This window comes from Pseudomonas sp. BN415 (assembly GCF_029871195.1).
Lineage (GTDB): Bacteria > Pseudomonadota > Gammaproteobacteria > Pseudomonadales > Pseudomonadaceae > Metapseudomonas > Metapseudomonas resinovorans.
On record NZ_SSOK01000020.1, the window covers coordinates 22,751 to 38,809 of the forward strand.

15 protein-coding genes are annotated in these 16,059 nt (G+C 63.9%); 3 read left to right on the plus strand and 12 right to left on the minus strand.

The annotated features are described in order from the left end of the window. Positions 1 to 24 precede the first annotated feature (24 nt). On the plus strand, positions 25 to 933 hold the full coding sequence (locus tag E8F20_RS05645) for a LysR family transcriptional regulator (protein ID WP_280282838.1): 909 nt from the start codon (positions 25 to 27) through the stop codon (positions 931 to 933). A gap of 60 nt (positions 934 to 993) precedes the next feature. Beyond that, a complete protein-coding gene (locus E8F20_RS05650; protein ID WP_280282839.1) occupies positions 994 to 2,985 on the plus strand; it encodes an acetoacetate--CoA ligase in 1,992 nt (663 codons plus the stop codon). 60 nt (positions 2,986 to 3,045) lie between these two features. Here E8F20_RS05650 and E8F20_RS05655 read toward each other — a convergent pair whose 3' ends face one another. Continuing rightward, complete coding sequence (locus tag E8F20_RS05655; RefSeq protein ID WP_280282840.1) at positions 3,046 to 3,642, minus strand: DJ-1/PfpI family protein; 597 nt, start codon at positions 3,640 to 3,642, stop codon at positions 3,046 to 3,048. Positions 3,643 to 3,892: 250 nt separating this feature from the next. Then, positions 3,893 to 5,095, minus strand: a complete 1,203-nt coding sequence (locus E8F20_RS05660; RefSeq protein ID WP_280282841.1) for a PilT/PilU family type 4a pilus ATPase — start codon at positions 5,093 to 5,095, stop codon at positions 3,893 to 3,895. A gap of 118 nt (positions 5,096 to 5,213) precedes the next feature. Between E8F20_RS05660 and E8F20_RS05665 the strand changes: the two genes are divergently transcribed. Further along, positions 5,214 to 5,492 (plus strand): peptidylprolyl isomerase, encoded by a 279-nt coding sequence (locus E8F20_RS05665; RefSeq protein WP_028627186.1) that lies wholly within the window; start codon positions 5,214 to 5,216, stop codon positions 5,490 to 5,492. A 78-nt stretch (positions 5,493 to 5,570) separates the two neighbouring features. Here E8F20_RS05665 and E8F20_RS05670 read toward each other — a convergent pair whose 3' ends face one another. From E8F20_RS05670 to E8F20_RS05715, 10 genes are all read right to left on the minus strand, one after another. Next, entirely contained in the window at positions 5,571 to 5,870 is a 300-nt protein-coding gene (locus tag E8F20_RS05670; protein WP_280282842.1) for a hypothetical protein, read from the minus strand. 85 nt (positions 5,871 to 5,955) lie between these two features. Further along, entirely contained in the window at positions 5,956 to 6,141 is a 186-nt protein-coding gene (locus E8F20_RS05675) for a hypothetical protein (protein ID WP_280282843.1), read from the minus strand. Positions 6,142 to 6,348: 207 nt separating this feature from the next. Continuing rightward, positions 6,349 to 7,362 carry an aldo/keto reductase gene (locus E8F20_RS05680; RefSeq protein ID WP_280282844.1) on the minus strand — a complete coding sequence of 338 codons (1,014 nt, stop codon included), beginning with the start codon at positions 7,360 to 7,362 and terminating at the stop codon, positions 6,349 to 6,351. A gap of 484 nt (positions 7,363 to 7,846) precedes the next feature. Continuing rightward, the gene (locus E8F20_RS05685; RefSeq protein ID WP_280282845.1) at positions 7,847 to 8,302 is read right to left on the minus strand and encodes an HNH endonuclease; all 456 of its coding nucleotides are present in this window, start codon (positions 8,300 to 8,302) and stop codon (positions 7,847 to 7,849) included. A 111-nt stretch (positions 8,303 to 8,413) separates the two neighbouring features. Then, on the minus strand, positions 8,414 to 9,535 hold the full coding sequence (locus tag E8F20_RS05690) for an acyltransferase (protein WP_280282846.1): 1,122 nt from the start codon (positions 9,533 to 9,535) through the stop codon (positions 8,414 to 8,416). 96 nt (positions 9,536 to 9,631) lie between these two features. Next, complete coding sequence (locus E8F20_RS05695; RefSeq protein WP_280282847.1) at positions 9,632 to 10,120, minus strand: hypothetical protein; 489 nt, start codon at positions 10,118 to 10,120, stop codon at positions 9,632 to 9,634. A 1-nt stretch (position 10,121) separates the two neighbouring features. Continuing rightward, positions 10,122 to 11,543 carry a DUF2793 domain-containing protein gene (locus E8F20_RS05700; protein WP_280282848.1) on the minus strand — a complete coding sequence of 474 codons (1,422 nt, stop codon included), beginning with the start codon at positions 11,541 to 11,543 and terminating at the stop codon, positions 10,122 to 10,124. After that, positions 11,540 to 14,731 carry a phage tail protein gene (locus tag E8F20_RS05705; RefSeq protein ID WP_280282849.1) on the minus strand — a complete coding sequence of 1,064 codons (3,192 nt, stop codon included), beginning with the start codon at positions 14,729 to 14,731 and terminating at the stop codon, positions 11,540 to 11,542. Before E8F20_RS05705 ends, E8F20_RS05700 begins: the two co-directional genes overlap by 4 nt. Continuing rightward, positions 14,728 to 15,156 (minus strand): NlpC/P60 family protein, encoded by a 429-nt coding sequence (locus E8F20_RS05710; protein ID WP_280282850.1) that lies wholly within the window; start codon positions 15,154 to 15,156, stop codon positions 14,728 to 14,730. Before E8F20_RS05710 ends, E8F20_RS05705 begins: the two co-directional genes overlap by 4 nt. Continuing rightward, positions 15,153 to 16,040, minus strand: a complete 888-nt coding sequence (locus E8F20_RS05715) for a DUF2163 domain-containing protein (RefSeq protein ID WP_280282851.1) — start codon at positions 16,038 to 16,040, stop codon at positions 15,153 to 15,155. The genes E8F20_RS05710 and E8F20_RS05715 overlap by 4 nt, the downstream gene beginning before the upstream one ends. Between the last annotated feature and the right edge of the window lie 19 nt (positions 16,041 to 16,059).

Here is a 16,059-nt window from a genome sequence, read left to right on the forward strand (position 1 = left end):
ACGATTCATAAGCAAACCAAATCAATGACCATCAAGCAGTTGCGCGCCTTCCTCGCTGTAGCCCAGAGCCTGAGCTTCGCCCAGGCCTGCGAACGGCTGCACCTGTCCCAGCCGGCGCTGAGCCTGGCGATCAAGAACCTGGAGGAATCCCTCGGCGGCCAGTTGCTGGTGCGCACGACGCGCAGCGTCGCCCTGACGCCCGAAGGGGAAACCCTGCTGCCCATCGCCCGGCGCCTGCTGGCGGACTGGGACAATGCCGAGGAACTGCTGCGCCAGCACTTCACCCTGCAATTGGGCAAGGTCTCCATCGCCGCCATGCCCTCCTTCGCCGGCAACCTGCTGCCGGCCGCGCTCAAGGCCTTCCGCGACCAGCACCCCAAGGTCAACGTGGCGGTGCATGACGTGATCAACGAGCAGGTGCTGGAGATGGTGCGCAACCGGCGGGTGGAGCTGGGTATCGCCTTCGAACCCGAGTCCCTCGACGGGCTCGACTTCACGCCCTTCTACACCGACCGCTTCGTCGCCGTGGTGCCCGCCGACTGCGCGCTGGCCCAGCGCGCCGAGGTGGGCTGGGCAGAGCTGCTGCAGGGAAACTTCATCACCCTGCAACGCCCATCCGCGGTGCGGCTGATGCTGGAAGAAGTACTCGCTCCGCAGCATGGCCGCCTGCCGGTCGCCTTCGAGAGCCACCAACTGGTGACCGTGGGCCGGATGGTGGCCCAAGGGTTGGGCGTCAGCGCCGTGCCCAGCCTGTGCATCCAGCAGATGGAAGAGTTGGGCGCCCACTGCATCGCCCTGCACAGCCCCCAGGTGGAGCGCCGCGTGGGCCTGCTGCGGTTGGCCGAGCACACGCTTTCCACCGCTGCCCAGGCACTGAGTGACGTGCTGCTGCACACCCCCGACTGGAACCGCCTCGACCTGCCCCGGCCTTGAGCCAGGGCCTATGCTGATAGCAGACGGACGACCCAAGACTCGCAAGATGAGGATGCGCAGATGGATCAGCCACTGTGGACTCCCAGCCCAGCGCGGATCGCCGCCACCCGCATGGATGCCTTCCGCCGCCAGGTCAGCCGGCAACAGGGGCTGGACCTGCCCGACTACCCTGCCCTGCATGCCTGGAGCCTGGATCGTCGCGAGGCCTTCTGGCAGGCGATCGTCGAGTTTTTCGACATCCGTTTCAGCGCGCTACCCAGCGCCGTTCTGCAAGAAAGCAGCGTGATGCCCGACGCCCGCTGGTTCCCCGGCGCCACGCTGAACTTCGCTGAACACCTGCTGCGCCGTCGCGACGGCCATCCGGCCCTGGTGGCCATCGGCGAAGACGGCAGCCGCCTGCAACTGACCTACGCCGAACTGGCCGCCCATGTCGCCGGCCTGCAACAGAGCCTGAAAACCATGGGCGTGGGCGTCGGTGATCGGGTGGTAGCCTTCATGCCGAACACCTGGCAGACCGTCGCCGGCATGCTCGCCGCCACCAGCCTGGGCGCCACCTGGTCATCCTGCTCGCCGGACTTCGGCACCCAGGGGGTGATCGACCGCTTCGGCCAGATCGAGCCCAAGGTGCTGATCGCCGCTGCCGGCTACCGTTACGCCGGCAAGAACCTGGACCTGACGGGCAAGCTCAATGAAATTCTCGAGCGCATGCCTTGGCTGGAACAGTTGGTGGTGGTGCCCTACTCCCAGGCCGAAGCGCGGCCGGAGGACTTCACCACCCGTGCCCGGGTGGCCTTGTGGAACGACCTCTATCAGCCCGGCGGCGAGCCGGTGTTCGTCCCGGTGCCCTTCGACCACCCGCTGTACATCCTCTACTCCAGCGGCACCACCGGGGTGCCCAAGTGCATCGTCCACGGGGTGGGCGGCACCTTGCTGCAGCACGTCAAGGAACACGGCCTGCATTGCGACCTGTCGGCCTCGGACACCCTGTTCTACTTCACCACATGCGGCTGGATGATGTGGAACTGGCTGGTTTCCGGCCTCGCCCTCGGCGCCACGCTGGTGCTCTACGACGGCTCGCCCTTCCATCCCGGCCCCGAGCGCCTGATGGACCTGATCGATGCCGAGGGCATCAGCATCTTTGGCACCAGCGCCAAGTACCTCGCCGCGCTGGAGAAGGCCGGCGCCAGGCCACGCCAAAGCCACCGCCTGGAACGCCTGAAGGCGCTGCTTTCCACCGGCTCACCGCTGTCCCACGAAAGCTTCGAGTACGTGTACCGCAACATCAAGGGCGAGCTGTGCCTGTCCTCGATATCCGGCGGCACGGACATCGTGTCCTGCTTCGCCCTGGGCAATCCGGTGCTGCCCGTCTGGCGCGGCGAGCTGCAATGCAAGGGTCTGGGGATGGACGTGCAGGTGTGGAACGAGGACGGCAAGCGGGTGTTTGGCGAGAAGGGTGAGCTGGTCTGCGCCCGGCACTTCCCGTCGATGCCGGTGGGCTTCTGGAACGATCCGGACGGTGCGAAGTTCAAGGCGGCCTACTTCGACACCTTCCCCGGCGTCTGGGCCCATGGCGACTACGCCGAGGAAACCCCGCACGGTGGCCTGGTGATCCACGGCCGCTCCGACGCGGTGCTCAACCCCGGCGGCGTGCGCATCGGCACCGCCGAAATCTATCGCCAGGTGGAAAAGGTAGAAGAGGTGCTGGAGTCCATCGCCATCGGCCAGGACTGGCAAGGCGATGTGCGGGTGGTGCTGTTCGTTCGCTTGCGTGACGGGGTGGTGCTGGACGACGCCCTGCGCGAGCGTATCCGCCAGGTGATCCGCGCCAACACCACGCCACGCCATGTGCCGGCGAAGATTATCGCCGTAGCCGACATTCCCAGGACCCTGAGCGGCAAGCTCGTCGAGCTGGCGGTACGCAATGTGGTGCACGGCCGGCCGGTGAAGAACACCGACGCCCTGGCCAATCCGCAGGCGCTGGAGCTGTTCCGGGACCTGCCCGAGCTTATAGGGGCGAAATCATTCGCCAACCGGACCGAAGGTTCGGCCTGAAGCCCTGCGGGGCAGCTCCGCCGCCCTTGACGAATGAAATCGCCCCCACAGGATGCCGGCCTAAAGGTAGGGCCTGATCACACCCAGGGCCCGTTCCATGTACGCCTCCTTCTCCCCGACCGGCGCCACATAATGCAGGGCCGTGGCGCAGGCATCCTCGCCGGCTAGTTTGGCGATCACCCAGGCCGCCAGGTACGGCGCGGACAGGCAACCGCCGGCGGTGGCCAGGTTGCCGCTGGCGAAGAACGGCTGATCGAGCACCTGGACGCCAGCCTCGATCACCCAGGGTTTGGTGGTGAGGTCAGTGCAGGCCGGCAGGTTACCGAGCAGGCCAAGCCTGGCCATGAGCAGGGCGCCGGAGCATTGCGAACCGATCAGTTGGCGCTGCGGGTCCAGGCGCAGGCGGTCGAGGATGCTGCGGTCCTTGGCGATTTCACGCGTCTGGATGCCGCTGCCGAACAGCACGACGTCCGCCGTGTTGGCCGCCTCCAGGGGCTGCTGGGCCTGCACCCGCACGCCGTTCATCGAAGTGACCCATTCGCTGGGGGACGTGATTTCCGCCCGCCAGCCCTGCCCGCGCATGCGGTTGAGCAGGCCGGCGGCCACGAAGGAGTCCAGCTCGTTGAAGCCTTCGAACGTCAGTACAGCGATACGCATCACGACCTCCCGGATCGGTTGGGGCATGCAGCGAATCTATGCGGGCCGGGGTGCGGTTGCTATGTACAGACGCGATTAAATCTGGCCGTACAGGTTGAGCGCCATCCGGCTGGAATCGGTCGTGATTCTGCCTGTGAGGGCGATTTCAATCGCTAAGGGCAGCGAAGCTGCCCCAGGGTGTCCATGGCCGAACCTTCGGTCCGGTCAGCGAATGAATTCGCCCCCACAAGACAAGCATTCCTCCGCCCCATTAGCGAGGCCCCGGCTCCTCCGGCCCGTCCTCTTCCAGCTCTTCGAGCTTCAGTTCCAGGCCCCAGCTGGCGGCATCTTCAGTACGGGCAGGCGCCGCTATGGGGGCTGGGGCGGCTGCCGGCACCGGTGCAGAGGCAGGACCATCACGGTAGAGCTTGAGTTTCAGGCGCAGGTTGTTGGCCGAGTCGGCGTTCTTGATCGCCTCGTCCTCGGGAATGGCGCCCTCCACCACCAGGTCGAACAACGCCTGGTCGAAGGTCTGCATGCCCAGGCCGCGGGACTTTTCCATGATCTCCTTGATGGAGTGGAATTCCCCGCGCTTGATCAGGTCGCTGATGGTCGAGGTACCCAGCAGCACCTCCACTGCCGCCCGGCGTTTGCCGTCCTGAGTGCGCACCAGGCGCTGGGAGACGAACGCCTTGAGGTTGTTGCCCAGGTCGTTGAGCAGCTGCGGACGGCGCTCTTCGGGGAAGAAGTTGATGATACGGTCCAGCGCCTGGTTGGCGTTGTTGGCGTGCAGCGTGGAAATGGCCAGGTGGCCGGTGTCGGCGAAGGCCAGGGCGTGCTCCATGGTCTCGCGGTCGCGAATCTCGCCGATCAGGATCACATCCGGCGCCTGGCGCAGGGTGTTCTTCAGCGCCGCGTGGAAGCTGCGGGTGTCCACCCCCACCTCGCGCTGGTTGATGATGGATTTCTTGTGCCGGTGCACGTACTCCACCGGGTCTTCGATGGTGATGATGTGGCCGCCGGTGTTGCGGTTGCGGTAGTCGATCAGCGCCGCCAGGGAGGTGGACTTGCCGGACCCCGTACCGCCGACGAAGAGCACCAGGCCGCGCTTTTCCATCACCATTTTCAGCAGCACTTCGGGCAGCTTGAGGTCTTCGAAACGCGGGATGTCCAGCTTGATGTTCCGCGCGACGATGGACACTTCGTTGCGCTGGCGGAAGATGTTGATACGGAAACGGCCAATGTTCGGCAGCGAGATGGCCAGGTTCATTTCCAACTCGCGGTCGAACTCGGCGCGCTGCTCGGCATCCATGATGGATTCGGCAATCTTCGCCACGTCGCCGGCTTTCAGCGGCTCATTGCTGAGCGGTCGGAGCAGGCCGTTGAACTTGGCACAGGGCGGCGCGCCCGTGGACAGGTAGAGGTCGGAACCATCCTGGCTGGCCAGGATTTTCAGCATCGATGAGAGGTCCATGGGTGTGCGCGTCCGGTCAGGTGTGAAGGCATCCGCGTGGCGGATCACAGGTCAGCAACTGTATGGCGGCGGCCCGTGCTGGCACAATGAACCGCTCCACACTCCAAGAGGAAATCCCATGGCCAAGGCCCTTGCCCGCCATATTCTGGTCAAGACCGAGGCGGAAGCCGAGCAACTGAAGAAGCGCCTGGATAAAGGCGAAGACTTCGCCACCCTGGCCAAGAAGCACTCCATTTGCCCATCCGCCAAGCGCGGCGGCGACCTGGGCGAGGTGCGCCCCGGCCAGATGGTGCGGGTGATCGATCAGGTGATTTTCAAGAAACCCGTACGGGTGATCCACGGTCCGGTAAAAAGCCAGTTCGGCTATCACCTGGTGCAGGTGTTCTTCAGGGAATGAGGGCATTGCGGGGGAATGGGCACCGTCCGTGGCGCAGTGCCCATTCTGGGGAGCGAATGTGACGCTCTTGTTACCGGCTCACTGCAAGGTTTCGCGAGCGCAGAAACGCGAGATATCGGTCAGGACGGTCAGCTCTTCTTCGGTAGGTTTACGACCTTCGGTGACGCCCACCAACTGCTGGGAGGTGAACGCCTCCTGCATCATGCCGTTGGAGCACTTGCAGTAGGCAGCGGCCTTGTCCGGCGGAACCTGCCGCGCCGCGCTGGTAACGCACTCCTGGGTGAACTTCTCACCACCGCCCTGCGGCCACTCCCCCGCCACTGCCGCGACCGCGCAGGCCTGCAAGGCCAATACAGCGAAAAACCGAGTCTTCTTCACGTGCTATCTCCTGCTGGTCCTGAAGGCGCATTCTTGCCGCAGCGGACACCCGGCAGGCAATAGCTGAAAACGACAGGGCGCGACTTCACTCTTCCGTGGACGCTGGCTGCTCCCGTCTCGGCAACCAGTGCGGGGCGTCCACACGCTCCTGCAACCTGACCGCAAATGCCAGCGCCGAGGCACGATCACGGAACGGCACCTTCATACCGAGGGCTTCTACCTGCCACTCTTCCTTGCCGCCACGATTGACCTGCTGGATCGCGATTTCCATGGACTGCTCCGCTGAACCCGGTGGGACCACAGCAGAAGCGGCAGGCAGAAAAAAGGCCAACTGATGAGGTTGGCCTGCACCGCGAAGGTGTGGGGATGCGCTGCCGCATCGAATATGCCGTGGAAGCCGAGTCAGGCTAACGCCGGAAGTTGACACTTTTGCGACAGGCCTGTGACCGGGGCCATCGCCCCGGCCACTTCGCGCGCCTCAATCCGCGATCGGCAGCGGCGCGGCCGGGTCGACCAATCCGGCGCTGCGCAGTTCGCGCCAGAAATCGGCCGGCACCACTTCGTTCAGCGCGGCGCGGTCCTCGGCGATGCGGCCGGGCTTGCTGGCCCCTGGGATGACCGCGGCCACCGCCGGGTTGGCCAGGGCGAACTGGAGCCCCGCGGCCTTCATGCTGATGCCATAGCGATCGGCGATGGCCTTGATCCGGGCGACCCTGGCGAGTATCTCGGGCGTGGCCGGTGCGTACTCGAAGTTGGGGCCGCCGACGAGCGCGCCGGAGCTGTAGGGGCCGCCGACGACTATGCCCAGGCCGCGCGCTGCCACCTGCGGCATCACCCGCTGCAAGGCGCGCTCATGGTCGAGCAGCGTGTAGCGGCCCGCAAGCAGGAAGCCATCTGGGCGCGGTTCATCGAGGTCGAGCAGCAGTTCGATGGGCTCTACCCGGTTGACGCCCAGGCCCCAGGCCTTGATCACGCCTTCATCGCGCAGTCGGTCGAGAGCCCTGAAAGCACCCTTGCGCGCGCTTTCGAATACGCTGAGCCATTCGTCGCCGTAGAAGTCCTGGGCCACGTCATGGACCCAAACGATCTCGATGTGATCGGTCCGCAGTCGCTTGAGGCTGTCTTCGATGGAGCGCAGGGTGGCGGCCTCGGAATAGTCGTTGACGATCCGGTTCGGGCGGCCGTAGCGGAAGACATCGCCCTTTTCACCGAGGTCGCGGGCATTCACGTCCTCGACTTCGTCGAGTATCAGGCGGCCGACCTTGGTGCTGATGACGTAGTCTTCGCGACGCCTGCCGGCGAGCGCCTCACCCATGCGGATTTCCGCCAACCCCGCACCGTAGAACGGCGCATTGTCGAAGTAGCGGATGCCGTCGTTCCACGCGGCGTCCACTGTCGCCCGTGCTTCCTCCTCGGGAATGTCGCGGAACATGTTGCCCAGCGGGGCGGTACCGAAGCCCAGTTGGCCGGGAAGAATATCTTTGAGCACCATGGTGGTCTCCTTTTGCGAAAGGAGGCGAAGGCCAAACCTTCGCCCTGGGTTTTCAATGAATGTGCCTATTCGGCGGACGTCGGCACCGGGAAACCGGGCAGCGGATTGGGCGTAACAACACCCTTGTGTCCAGCCTAACGCTCCTGCGTCCGGTCAAGGCTGGCGAGGATGAACGGGATCTCCGGCATGGTTGGCTTCTCGATTACGGGTTGACCAAAGCATGCGTGCGCCCAACATATTCATCCAATTTATTTGCCGAATTTCAGATATTCACCACGAAATATAACTGGATGCGCTACGACGGGCGACCGGATCGATGGCGAAGATCGATTACCCCTTTCCCGAACCAGAAACGCTACAATCGCGCCCTTTTTGCGCTACGTGCGCCCCAAGCTCAGGATTCCACCGTGATCTCTACCGCCAACATCACCATGCGGTATGGAAGGGGTTTTCTCGGTTGTCTGAGAGTAGAGAAATCAAGGGTTTAGCGCACGCGAGCACCCACCAAAACGCACCGATTGGTATCAAAATTGGTATCACTCGGTGCGCCCCTTCTCGCCCGATCTGGGCACATCCCCTCCCCCTTCAGCCGGTGCAGCCCTTCGCTGTGCCAGCCCTGCCGCTTCATCCTTTTCCCCACGTGATTCTTGAACTGCTCCGGCGACAGCTCTGCCTTCCGGGCGTGCCGCCCGTGGTTGCAACGCCAGCAGGCAGCCACAATGTTTCCGTGTCCCACTCCACCACCATCCTTGTGCGCGACCAGGTGCTCACCGGTGCAGCGCAAGGCCTGCACCTGACCCAGGGTCAGCCCATGTCGGGCGGCGAACTGTTCGGGATTGGCCTGCCACATCGGCAGGTGGCAGTAGTAGCAGCGACCACCCTGAGCCTGGAAAGCCTGGGAGCGGGGTTTGATGAGGGATTTTCGAGAGTTCGGGCGCATGAGCGTCTCCTCTGGTTAAGGAAATCCGCTCACGCCGAATGGCGATGACGACGGTACCGGCAGGAGACTTCCTGCAGGCCAAACAGGCGCCCCTTCTGGGCGCGCCCGAACTCAATGTACGGCGCCCAGCCCCTGTTTTTCAAGGGGGCGCGCCATCTTCCCGGCAATATGCCGCCCTTTCACCCGCAGTGGGGTCTCAATGAAGCGGTAGGAGAACTCGGCAAGAGCAATGGTGGTGATGGCCGCCAGCATTGCGGCGATCACTTGGTCTTCCACCCGACTGAGGTCAGTCAGGCTCGTCGCCAGGATGGCCTCCCGAACCAGCGCCAGCACCGGGTAGTGCACCAAGTAGATCGAGTAGGAACGGGCCCCAATATAGATCGCCAGACGCCTCAGCCACGAACTCCCGCCGGTTAGGTCGGCATTACCGGACACAAGCAGCACCAGCGCTGCAGACGATATGGCGACCCACCCCATGTAATAGGGCGAAAGGGCTTCCCTCGCCAGGAGCACGGGGAGCGGTAGTAGGACCAGCAACAGACTCTGCCAGACACCCTTCCGGCAAGCCGCAAAGCCGCGCGTCATCGTCTTCGGGTGAAAGTGCCACGCCATCGCGATCAGCACCCCATACAGAAGCGCATCACTTCGCACGAACCAGAGAAGGCTGCCCCAAGGCCTGATCGCGGTGCTCTGGTAGACCGCGAACAGCACCATCAATGCCACTAGGAGACTTCTCCGGGGCCTCAAGAATAGAACCAGGGGCACCAGGATGTAGAACTGCTCCTCCAGCGACAGGCTCCAGTAGTGCCAGAGTGGTGTCACCCTCTCGGGATCGTTTAGCCACCATAAATACAGGTTTGCCACGTTGAGGGTGCCAAATAGCCAGGAGAAAGAAACGTCCTCACGACTACCCAGGGTTCCTGACACATCAAACAAGGCCGAGACCAGGAGGGTGGCGGTCGCCCAAAAAATTGCGGCTGGCCACAGCCTGAATGCCCGGCGCACCCAGAATGGCAACGCAAATGACCTGAAGCTTTCGTGGGCATCGATGTCGCCGAGGAGCGACGTAGTAATCAGGAACCCAGAGATGCAGAAGAAGAGGTCAACGCCCCCACCCAGCCAGAAGTAAGTCGTCCAGGCCTGCCAGGACGGATTGATCACCCAGAGGTGAGCAATGAAGGTGATGATGACGGCGTAGGCCCGAAAGCACTCGATATCCCTGTTCTTGTTCATTGGCCGATCCGTGAAGCCCTGCTTCGCCTGGTGCAAAAATGATCTGGCCGCCACAGCCAAGCGTCAAGCCTTTGGGCGCGGCGAAAGCCACAATAGTTACCAGTTGATTGCCTGGATCTGCTCAAGCGTGGAGGCGGCCAGTACCTTGCGTTCCAGGGCGTGCCGCCTGCCAGTCATACTCGCACTGATTGCCGAGTAGGAAGCGTGCTTGGCCCGCACTTTTGTCGCCAACTCGGTCTTTGTCTCATTCATCCCGCGCGCCAGCACCAGCGCTTCGAGAAAGGGGGCGTCGGCTCCCGGATCCGCCTGAAGGGCGACGGACTCAGCCAACTGCATCGGCCAGGATTCTCGCTCTGAGTCTGGGTACTGTCGCTTTATCGCGCTGAACTCCAGTTCGTAGGCGGCACAAATTACGTCCAGCTTGCGCGCTTGCTCATCAGCAAAGCTGACACCATCTGCGGCACTAGGAGTATTGCCGGCTGCCAACCAGGCTTCATAGTCATCCCACCAGCGATGCCCCTTGCGGATGGTCGTGTTGTCGTCAAGGCGAATCACCAGGTCTGCATCAGTGGTCAATTGGTACATCTCAAATCTCCGCATCAATGGTGATCGCGCCACCGCTCGGCCAGGCGAAGTAGCCGGAACGGCCAGCGGTTAGGCCGCTCGAGCCAGTCAGAGAAATTTGGAGCAGGAACGGCGTCTGCAACTGCCCGGCGCGCGTGCCGCTTCGCGCCGTCGGGTCGTAGAAGTTCAGACCGGAGGCCACCGTCACTGCGGCGGATGAGGTGCGCATGGTGGTCGGTAGCAGGATCCAGCTGTAGGCGCTACTGGTATCCGGCGAGGTGCCAATGGCGAAGCCTTGCCCACTACCGAGCGTGTACACCACGCAATAGCGCTGACATAGCTGTAACTCTAGGCTGTAAGGCCGCGCTTCAAAGGGCGTGGCCACGCTGCCTTTCTCGAACTTGGCCAGGGAAACCGTGCCACCGCTGAAACGGATAGTCACGTTCGAACCGGCGGTCAAGCTGGAGGTCTGGCCACCATTGCTGATCGACGTGCCGTTTACCGTCGCGGTCGCGGTGCCGGTCCAGGACAGCGTGTAGACACCGCCCTGAATGTTATTGCCTTCGACGACCTGTTCCACCCCGCCAGCCGGAGCGGTGATTTGATTGCCCAGGCCAGAGGCAGAGAAGGCCAGGTTTTGCCCGCTGGTGACGACTCGCCAGCGGTCCAGGGTGTACTGGTTCGCCGCCGTGGTGTTGGTGGCGCTGACGTAGCCACGCTGGTTGATGGCGAAGTTACCGTTGATCAGCAGGTTCTGCTCAGCCAGAAGCACCGCTCCGGTCTGTCCGTTAACGCTGGAGACGGCACCGCCGCCCCCGGATTCGGCCGCCCAGGTCAACGCACCGCTGACGACCTTGAGGATCTGGTTGTCGGCACCCTTCGCCAGACGGGTGGGCGTGCCACTGGCGCCACCCACGATGAGGTCGCCTTCCGTGGTCATGGGATTGGTCATCCCGCCACCGCCACCGCTCTCGGCCGCCCAGGCTATGGCGCCACTGACGACCTTCAGGACTTGGCCGTCCGTGCCCTTGGCAAGCCTCTGCGGGGTTCCGGACGAACCGCCGACGATCACATCACCGGCGGTGGTCATCGGGTTGGCCATGCCACCACCGGTGAAAATGGCCCAGGCGCTGCCGTCGTACTTGTAGAAGGCGTCTTCGTCGTTGACGTGGACCAACATGCCCTCGCGCGGCGTGACGAAAGTCCAGGTGCCGACGCTGGACAACCAGTAGGCCAGGTCCTTGGCGTGCCCGCTCCAAGCCCCAGTCGGACTGGCAGCGACGATGTACAGCGCCTCGTCGGCCGGCGAGCCGGGCGGGGTCGCCAGGTCCTTGTCCAGCACCGCCGCCTGCACCAGCTGGTTAAGCTGGGCAAAGCTGGCATTGGCATTGAGGTAGTTGGCCTGGCCATTGGCCAGGTCGGTGAGGGCGAGCTTGGTCGTCACAGGGTGACCTCCAGGGGATAGCCGCGGCCGACCGTGGCCGAGAGCTGGTAGATGCGGAAGGTGATGGCGGCCTGGGTCGAGCCGAAGTCAGAAACTTGATTGGCGGCGGAGTAGCTGAAAGCTGGCGTGCTAGCGGTGATCGTGCGCTTCACGGTCGAACCGGACATCACATCGATCTCGTAGGCCTGCGCGGATTCGCCCAAGGGCGCCTCGACGCCATTGGCCCACCAACTGCTGCTGAGGCGAGAACGACGGGTGAAGGTGCTGCTGAAGTTGCTGGAACCGTCTCGACTGCCCTTGGCCGATACCGGGCTCAGGCATTCCAGGTTGACACCCTGATAGGTGAACGGCACATCACTGGCGCTGTCGATGGTGGCGCCCGATGTGATGCCGCGATAGGTGGCTGGTACCCCGATTGATCCAACGGCCATGTCGATGAAGACGTTGTCCGGGTCATCCAGCAGAACAAACCATTCGCCGTTCTGGTGCAGGCCAGCGACCCACTCGGTACCACGGTCACCTCTCACGAATCCGCTGATCAGGTAGGAGCCGTCGCCCTGCAGGGTGGCAGTCTGAAACCGCACGATCTCCCAGCGACCATCAACCCCATAAGCCGCGTAGTTCATCCCCGACAACATCTGATTGCGGGTAATGCTTTCCAGCTCCCCGGAAACCAAATCGACAGTCAGAGTTCTCTGATCAATCAGCGTGCAGGTGCTGGACAGCAGCCTGCCGCGCGCAGTGCCAAGCGTCGGCAGTCCGGTAAAGCCTTGCAGGTCGTTCCAGGTTTGACCGCTGTCCACTGAGCGAACTGCCAGGCCACCCGGCCAGCTGGGGTTGTAGCCCGTCATGACCCCCGCGAACCCAGGGGCATTCTGCAGAGTTTCATCGACCACCGGGATATCCATCGGCAGGAACAACGATGGCCCCGCGAGTGGGATGGTCCCAACCGGCTGTACACCCTCACCGCCCTTGGCGTTGCTGGTGTAGAGCGCGGCGCGGTTCGGCTTGGCCTTGCACTCCAGGCGGCCGTCGGGGGCGTAGTTGATTTCCGTGATCCGCAATTCGAAGGTCGCCCAGGGCGCGGCGATGGTGACTACATCCGCCGGCTCCAGCGCCAGGTAGATCGGCGGCAGGCTGAAGGCATATTCACTGCGCTCCAGCCAGGCGAGCTCCTGCAGCACATCGGCCACGCCGGCTGCCTCGTCGGCGGTGAGCACGATGGGCAGTTCGCGGTCGACGCGGTTGATCGCTGGCGTGTTGTCGCGCGCGGCCGACTGCTCGGCGACGGCGTACTCCCGCGCCGCGTCCAGGTACTTGATGCTGGTCCGCGCCGGGAGCTGCGAGTCCATCTCGCGCGATTCCTGCAGCAGGTCGCCCGGCGTATCACCATCGGATGCGCCGAGATCCTGCCAGGGGATGGTCATCACCGAGGCCTGGCCGCGCGGTACTGGTTTCAGCACATAGCCCGACTGGATCATGTCGAACGGCCAGGTGCCTTGTGGCGGCTCCAGCGCGCTGCGGATGCTGCCGCCGGACACGCGGTAGCCGCGTACCGTGTCCGTCAGCAGGGAGGTGTCGATGTCAGCAGCCGTCAGCAGGCTCGACCGTTCGATCTCGCGCTCGATGATATTGGCCAGCGACTCCTGGTCGACGCTGATGAAGTTCTTCTGGTAGACCCGCCAGTGCCGGGCGCCGCCGTAGGGCAACAGAACGTAGAACATCCCGTCCAGGGCGCACGCCGCCGGGTAGCCAACGCCGGTGATAAAGCCGGTGCTGTCGAAATAGTCCTGCTGCAACTCGCCATCCGCCAGCGAGTAACCAGCGACGAAGGCCTCGCTGCCGGCGAACCAGGCGGTCCAGACCAGGCCATTGGCAGGGTCGTAGGCGGTCGCACCATTGAGCAGGTTCAGGTTGTCGAACGGCGGGAAGATCCGGCTGGCCCCGCTGATGGTGCCGGACTCGATCAGGCTGGCATCCGCACCGAGGACGAAGTAACGATTAGCTTGGTTCGAGGCGCTGCCGGGCAATGCCCCCGTCATCAGAATCAGTTGCGTACCGTCCGGGCTGAAGGCCGCGCCATGCAGGTAACGCCCGCTTTCCCCGGGCAGCAGGTCAGTCAGGTCGCCACGCGAGCCGGTGACGTTCACCGTGTTCGGATTGGTCAGGTCGCCGAAGGGCAGGATGTCCCGCGTCGAGCCGATCGGGAAGGTCGTCGCGTACTCCGGCGCCCAAACGTTCGACCCGTCCAGCGCGCCCGCACGGATGGTCAGCGTGCCCGAGCTGCTGAACTGGGGCCGCAGCACGTCACCTGGGAAGGTTTCAGCACGCAAGTAATTGCCTTCGGAGCCCAAGGCAATGACCCGCTCGTCAGTCGGGATGCCGCCGGTAAAGCCGGCCGTGGGGTCATAGACATAAAACGCCAGCAGGCCGGGCTGGGTGGTCAGGCTGCGCTGCACCGGCCGAACCGAGAAGTTGCTGCTCAATGGCAGGGTGATCGCCTGGTCGTACAGCTTGCGCTTGCCCGTCGAGCCCGCGTTCACCACCTCGACCTTGAACTGTGCGCCCTGCAGGCTGTTGCCGTAGTCCGCCAACTCGAAGTCATAGAAGGCGATGTAGGCTTCGCCCCTGTACGCCGGGGCATTGCCGACACCGACATCCGCCTCGTAGCGCGGATCGGGCAACTGGTCGTCGGTGCCGCGGTAGAGCCTCCAGCCGGTCGCGGCCTGGTTGCTGGCGATGATGGTTTCCAGGTCATCGCTGCCGGCGTTGTAGATCAGCTTGCCCTGGCACCACATACGCCGGATGCCAGCGATAGGACCAAGGCCCAGCGACAGGAAGAAAGTGGCGCTGTAGGTGTAGGTCTTGACCGTGGAAACAGAGCCACCACCTTTGCCGCCCCGTTTCTTCTTGCGAACAGTTTCCTTGAGCTCGCCATTCTCCAGCCAGGTGGCGTTGCCGTGGGCACCAATGGTGCCGTAGTAGCGGGTGAGGATCGTGCCGTAGGTGCTGGTCTGGACCGATCTGTCGCCCAGGCGTGGGCCGTGAACGGTCGGACCCTTCGGCGGGTCGAGGTAACCACCGGCCGCCAGGCCGATCTGGGCGCCATAGAGCGCGCCAGCTGGTCCGCCGACGAAGAATCCAATCGTTCCGCCGACGACGGCGCCAAGCGCCTGACCAGTACTCATTCCAGGCCCTCAAAGCGGTAGACGCGGACAATGCGGGCACCCCAAAGCTCATCGAGGCGGTGGGTGGCAACCTTCCCGTGCTCGGAGCTGCCGTGGGTGATGTAGGGATGGCCATCGATCAGGCCGCAGTAAATCGCGATGTGCTGGGGGGCGCGGGTCATGCGCATGCACAGCACGTCGCCGCGATCCAGGTCGGCGTTGACGATGCGACGCAGTGAAGGCTGGCTGTCGAGGATGCGCTCGAGCTGGCCGTCGAACGGATTGCGCGGATAGCCCATCTCGTCGTGGTAGGGCAGACCTAGGCGCTGGAAGCAGTGCACCAGCACGCCGGCGCAGTCCAAGCCGAGTCCAGGAATGCGCCCCTGATGCCTGAACGGCGTCCCTTCCACCTCGCGGACAGCAGCAATGATGTCGTCGCGGGTCATGCACCCCTCCCGATCTGGCCGTACTGCGAGGGCGCCGGCACATGTGGATGGCCGCCGAAGTTGCGCATGTTTTCCCAGAAGGCGCAGTCCTCAGGACGCTTGCGGCAGCCGGGGATCATTTCGTACTGGTCACCAACCTCGGGCAGGTAGAACAGCGCTTCCTGCAGCTGGATCACGCCGCCAGCGGTGAAGGCCTTGATCTCGATCGGCTTCAGGCCGGCATTCGGGCCAGAGAGGAAGCGAATGGCACCGGTGGCGAAGTAGTCGGCCGCCTCAACGCGCGCGCTGTCGGCGAAGTAGTACTGGTCGGTAACGCTGGTCAGCGTGCCAGTGACCTTCAGCGCGGCGAAGCTCGGGCCGTCCGGCGCCGAACGCGGGCCGATGCAGCGGCTCTGGCTGGCCGGCAGGATGTTTCCGTCGAGGGTCTGGTCGAGGAAGGTCCACTGGCAGGTCGGCGAATAGCTGCGCCCGGGCGACTGCGACAGCACATCGATGGCGCCCATCAGCTGGACTGAGTACTGGTCGTCGGCGGTCTCGACCTTGCCGAAGAACAGCATGGCGAGCTCTTCCTCGTCTTCGATGGGGTTCGCCCAGGAAGTGGCGAACAGGTAGACCCTGGCGTTGTCGTAGACCCCGGCCATCAGGTCATCGCGGGAGATCGCGCCCTGCTGGACGATGCCCTTGAGGTCGATGGAGGAACTGGCGAAGGTGCTGGAGGCGCCATAGCCGGAGAACTCGTAGCCCGACTCGGTCAGGTAGGTCTGGCCGTTGCTCATAACCAGGTCGACCGGGTAGCCGGCCAGGCGCACAAGGGGCGCATCGTTGGCCGGCTCGATCCGGACGCAGTACACCCGCGTCTGCCAGTCTGCGACGTGTGCTTTCATGGGGCTCCAGAAACAAGAA

What these genes read in the sequence shown, in the direction of transcription:
- E8F20_RS05645 (WP_280282838.1), top strand. Translation starts at nt 25, where the DNA reads ATGACCATCAAGCAGTTGCGCGCCTTCCTCGCTGTAGCCCAGAGCCTG.
- E8F20_RS05650 (WP_280282839.1), top strand. Translation starts at nt 994, where the DNA reads ATGGATCAGCCACTGTGGACTCCCAGCCCAGCGCGGATCGCCGCCACC.
- E8F20_RS05655 (WP_280282840.1), bottom strand. Translation starts at nt 3,642, where the DNA reads ATGCGTATCGCTGTACTGACGTTCGAAGGCTTCAACGAGCTGGACTCC.
- E8F20_RS05660 (WP_280282841.1), bottom strand. Translation starts at nt 5,095, where the DNA reads ATGGACCTCTCATCGATGCTGAAAATCCTGGCCAGCCAGGATGGTTCC.
- E8F20_RS05665 (WP_028627186.1), top strand. Translation starts at nt 5,214, where the DNA reads ATGGCCAAGGCCCTTGCCCGCCATATTCTGGTCAAGACCGAGGCGGAA.
- E8F20_RS05675 (WP_280282843.1), bottom strand. Translation starts at nt 6,141, where the DNA reads ATGGAAATCGCGATCCAGCAGGTCAATCGTGGCGGCAAGGAAGAGTGG.
- E8F20_RS05680 (WP_280282844.1), bottom strand. Translation starts at nt 7,362, where the DNA reads ATGGTGCTCAAAGATATTCTTCCCGGCCAACTGGGCTTCGGTACCGCC.
- E8F20_RS05685 (WP_280282845.1), bottom strand. Translation starts at nt 8,302, where the DNA reads ATGCGCCCGAACTCTCGAAAATCCCTCATCAAACCCCGCTCCCAGGCT.
- E8F20_RS05690 (WP_280282846.1), bottom strand. Translation starts at nt 9,535, where the DNA reads ATGAACAAGAACAGGGATATCGAGTGCTTTCGGGCCTACGCCGTCATC.
- E8F20_RS05695 (WP_280282847.1), bottom strand. Translation starts at nt 10,120, where the DNA reads ATGTACCAATTGACCACTGATGCAGACCTGGTGATTCGCCTTGACGAC.
- E8F20_RS05705 (WP_280282849.1), bottom strand. Translation starts at nt 14,731, where the DNA reads ATGAGTACTGGTCAGGCGCTTGGCGCCGTCGTCGGCGGAACGATTGGA.
- E8F20_RS05710 (WP_280282850.1), bottom strand. Translation starts at nt 15,156, where the DNA reads ATGACCCGCGACGACATCATTGCTGCTGTCCGCGAGGTGGAAGGGACG.
- E8F20_RS05715 (WP_280282851.1), bottom strand. Translation starts at nt 16,040, where the DNA reads ATGAAAGCACACGTCGCAGACTGGCAGACGCGGGTGTACTGCGTCCGG.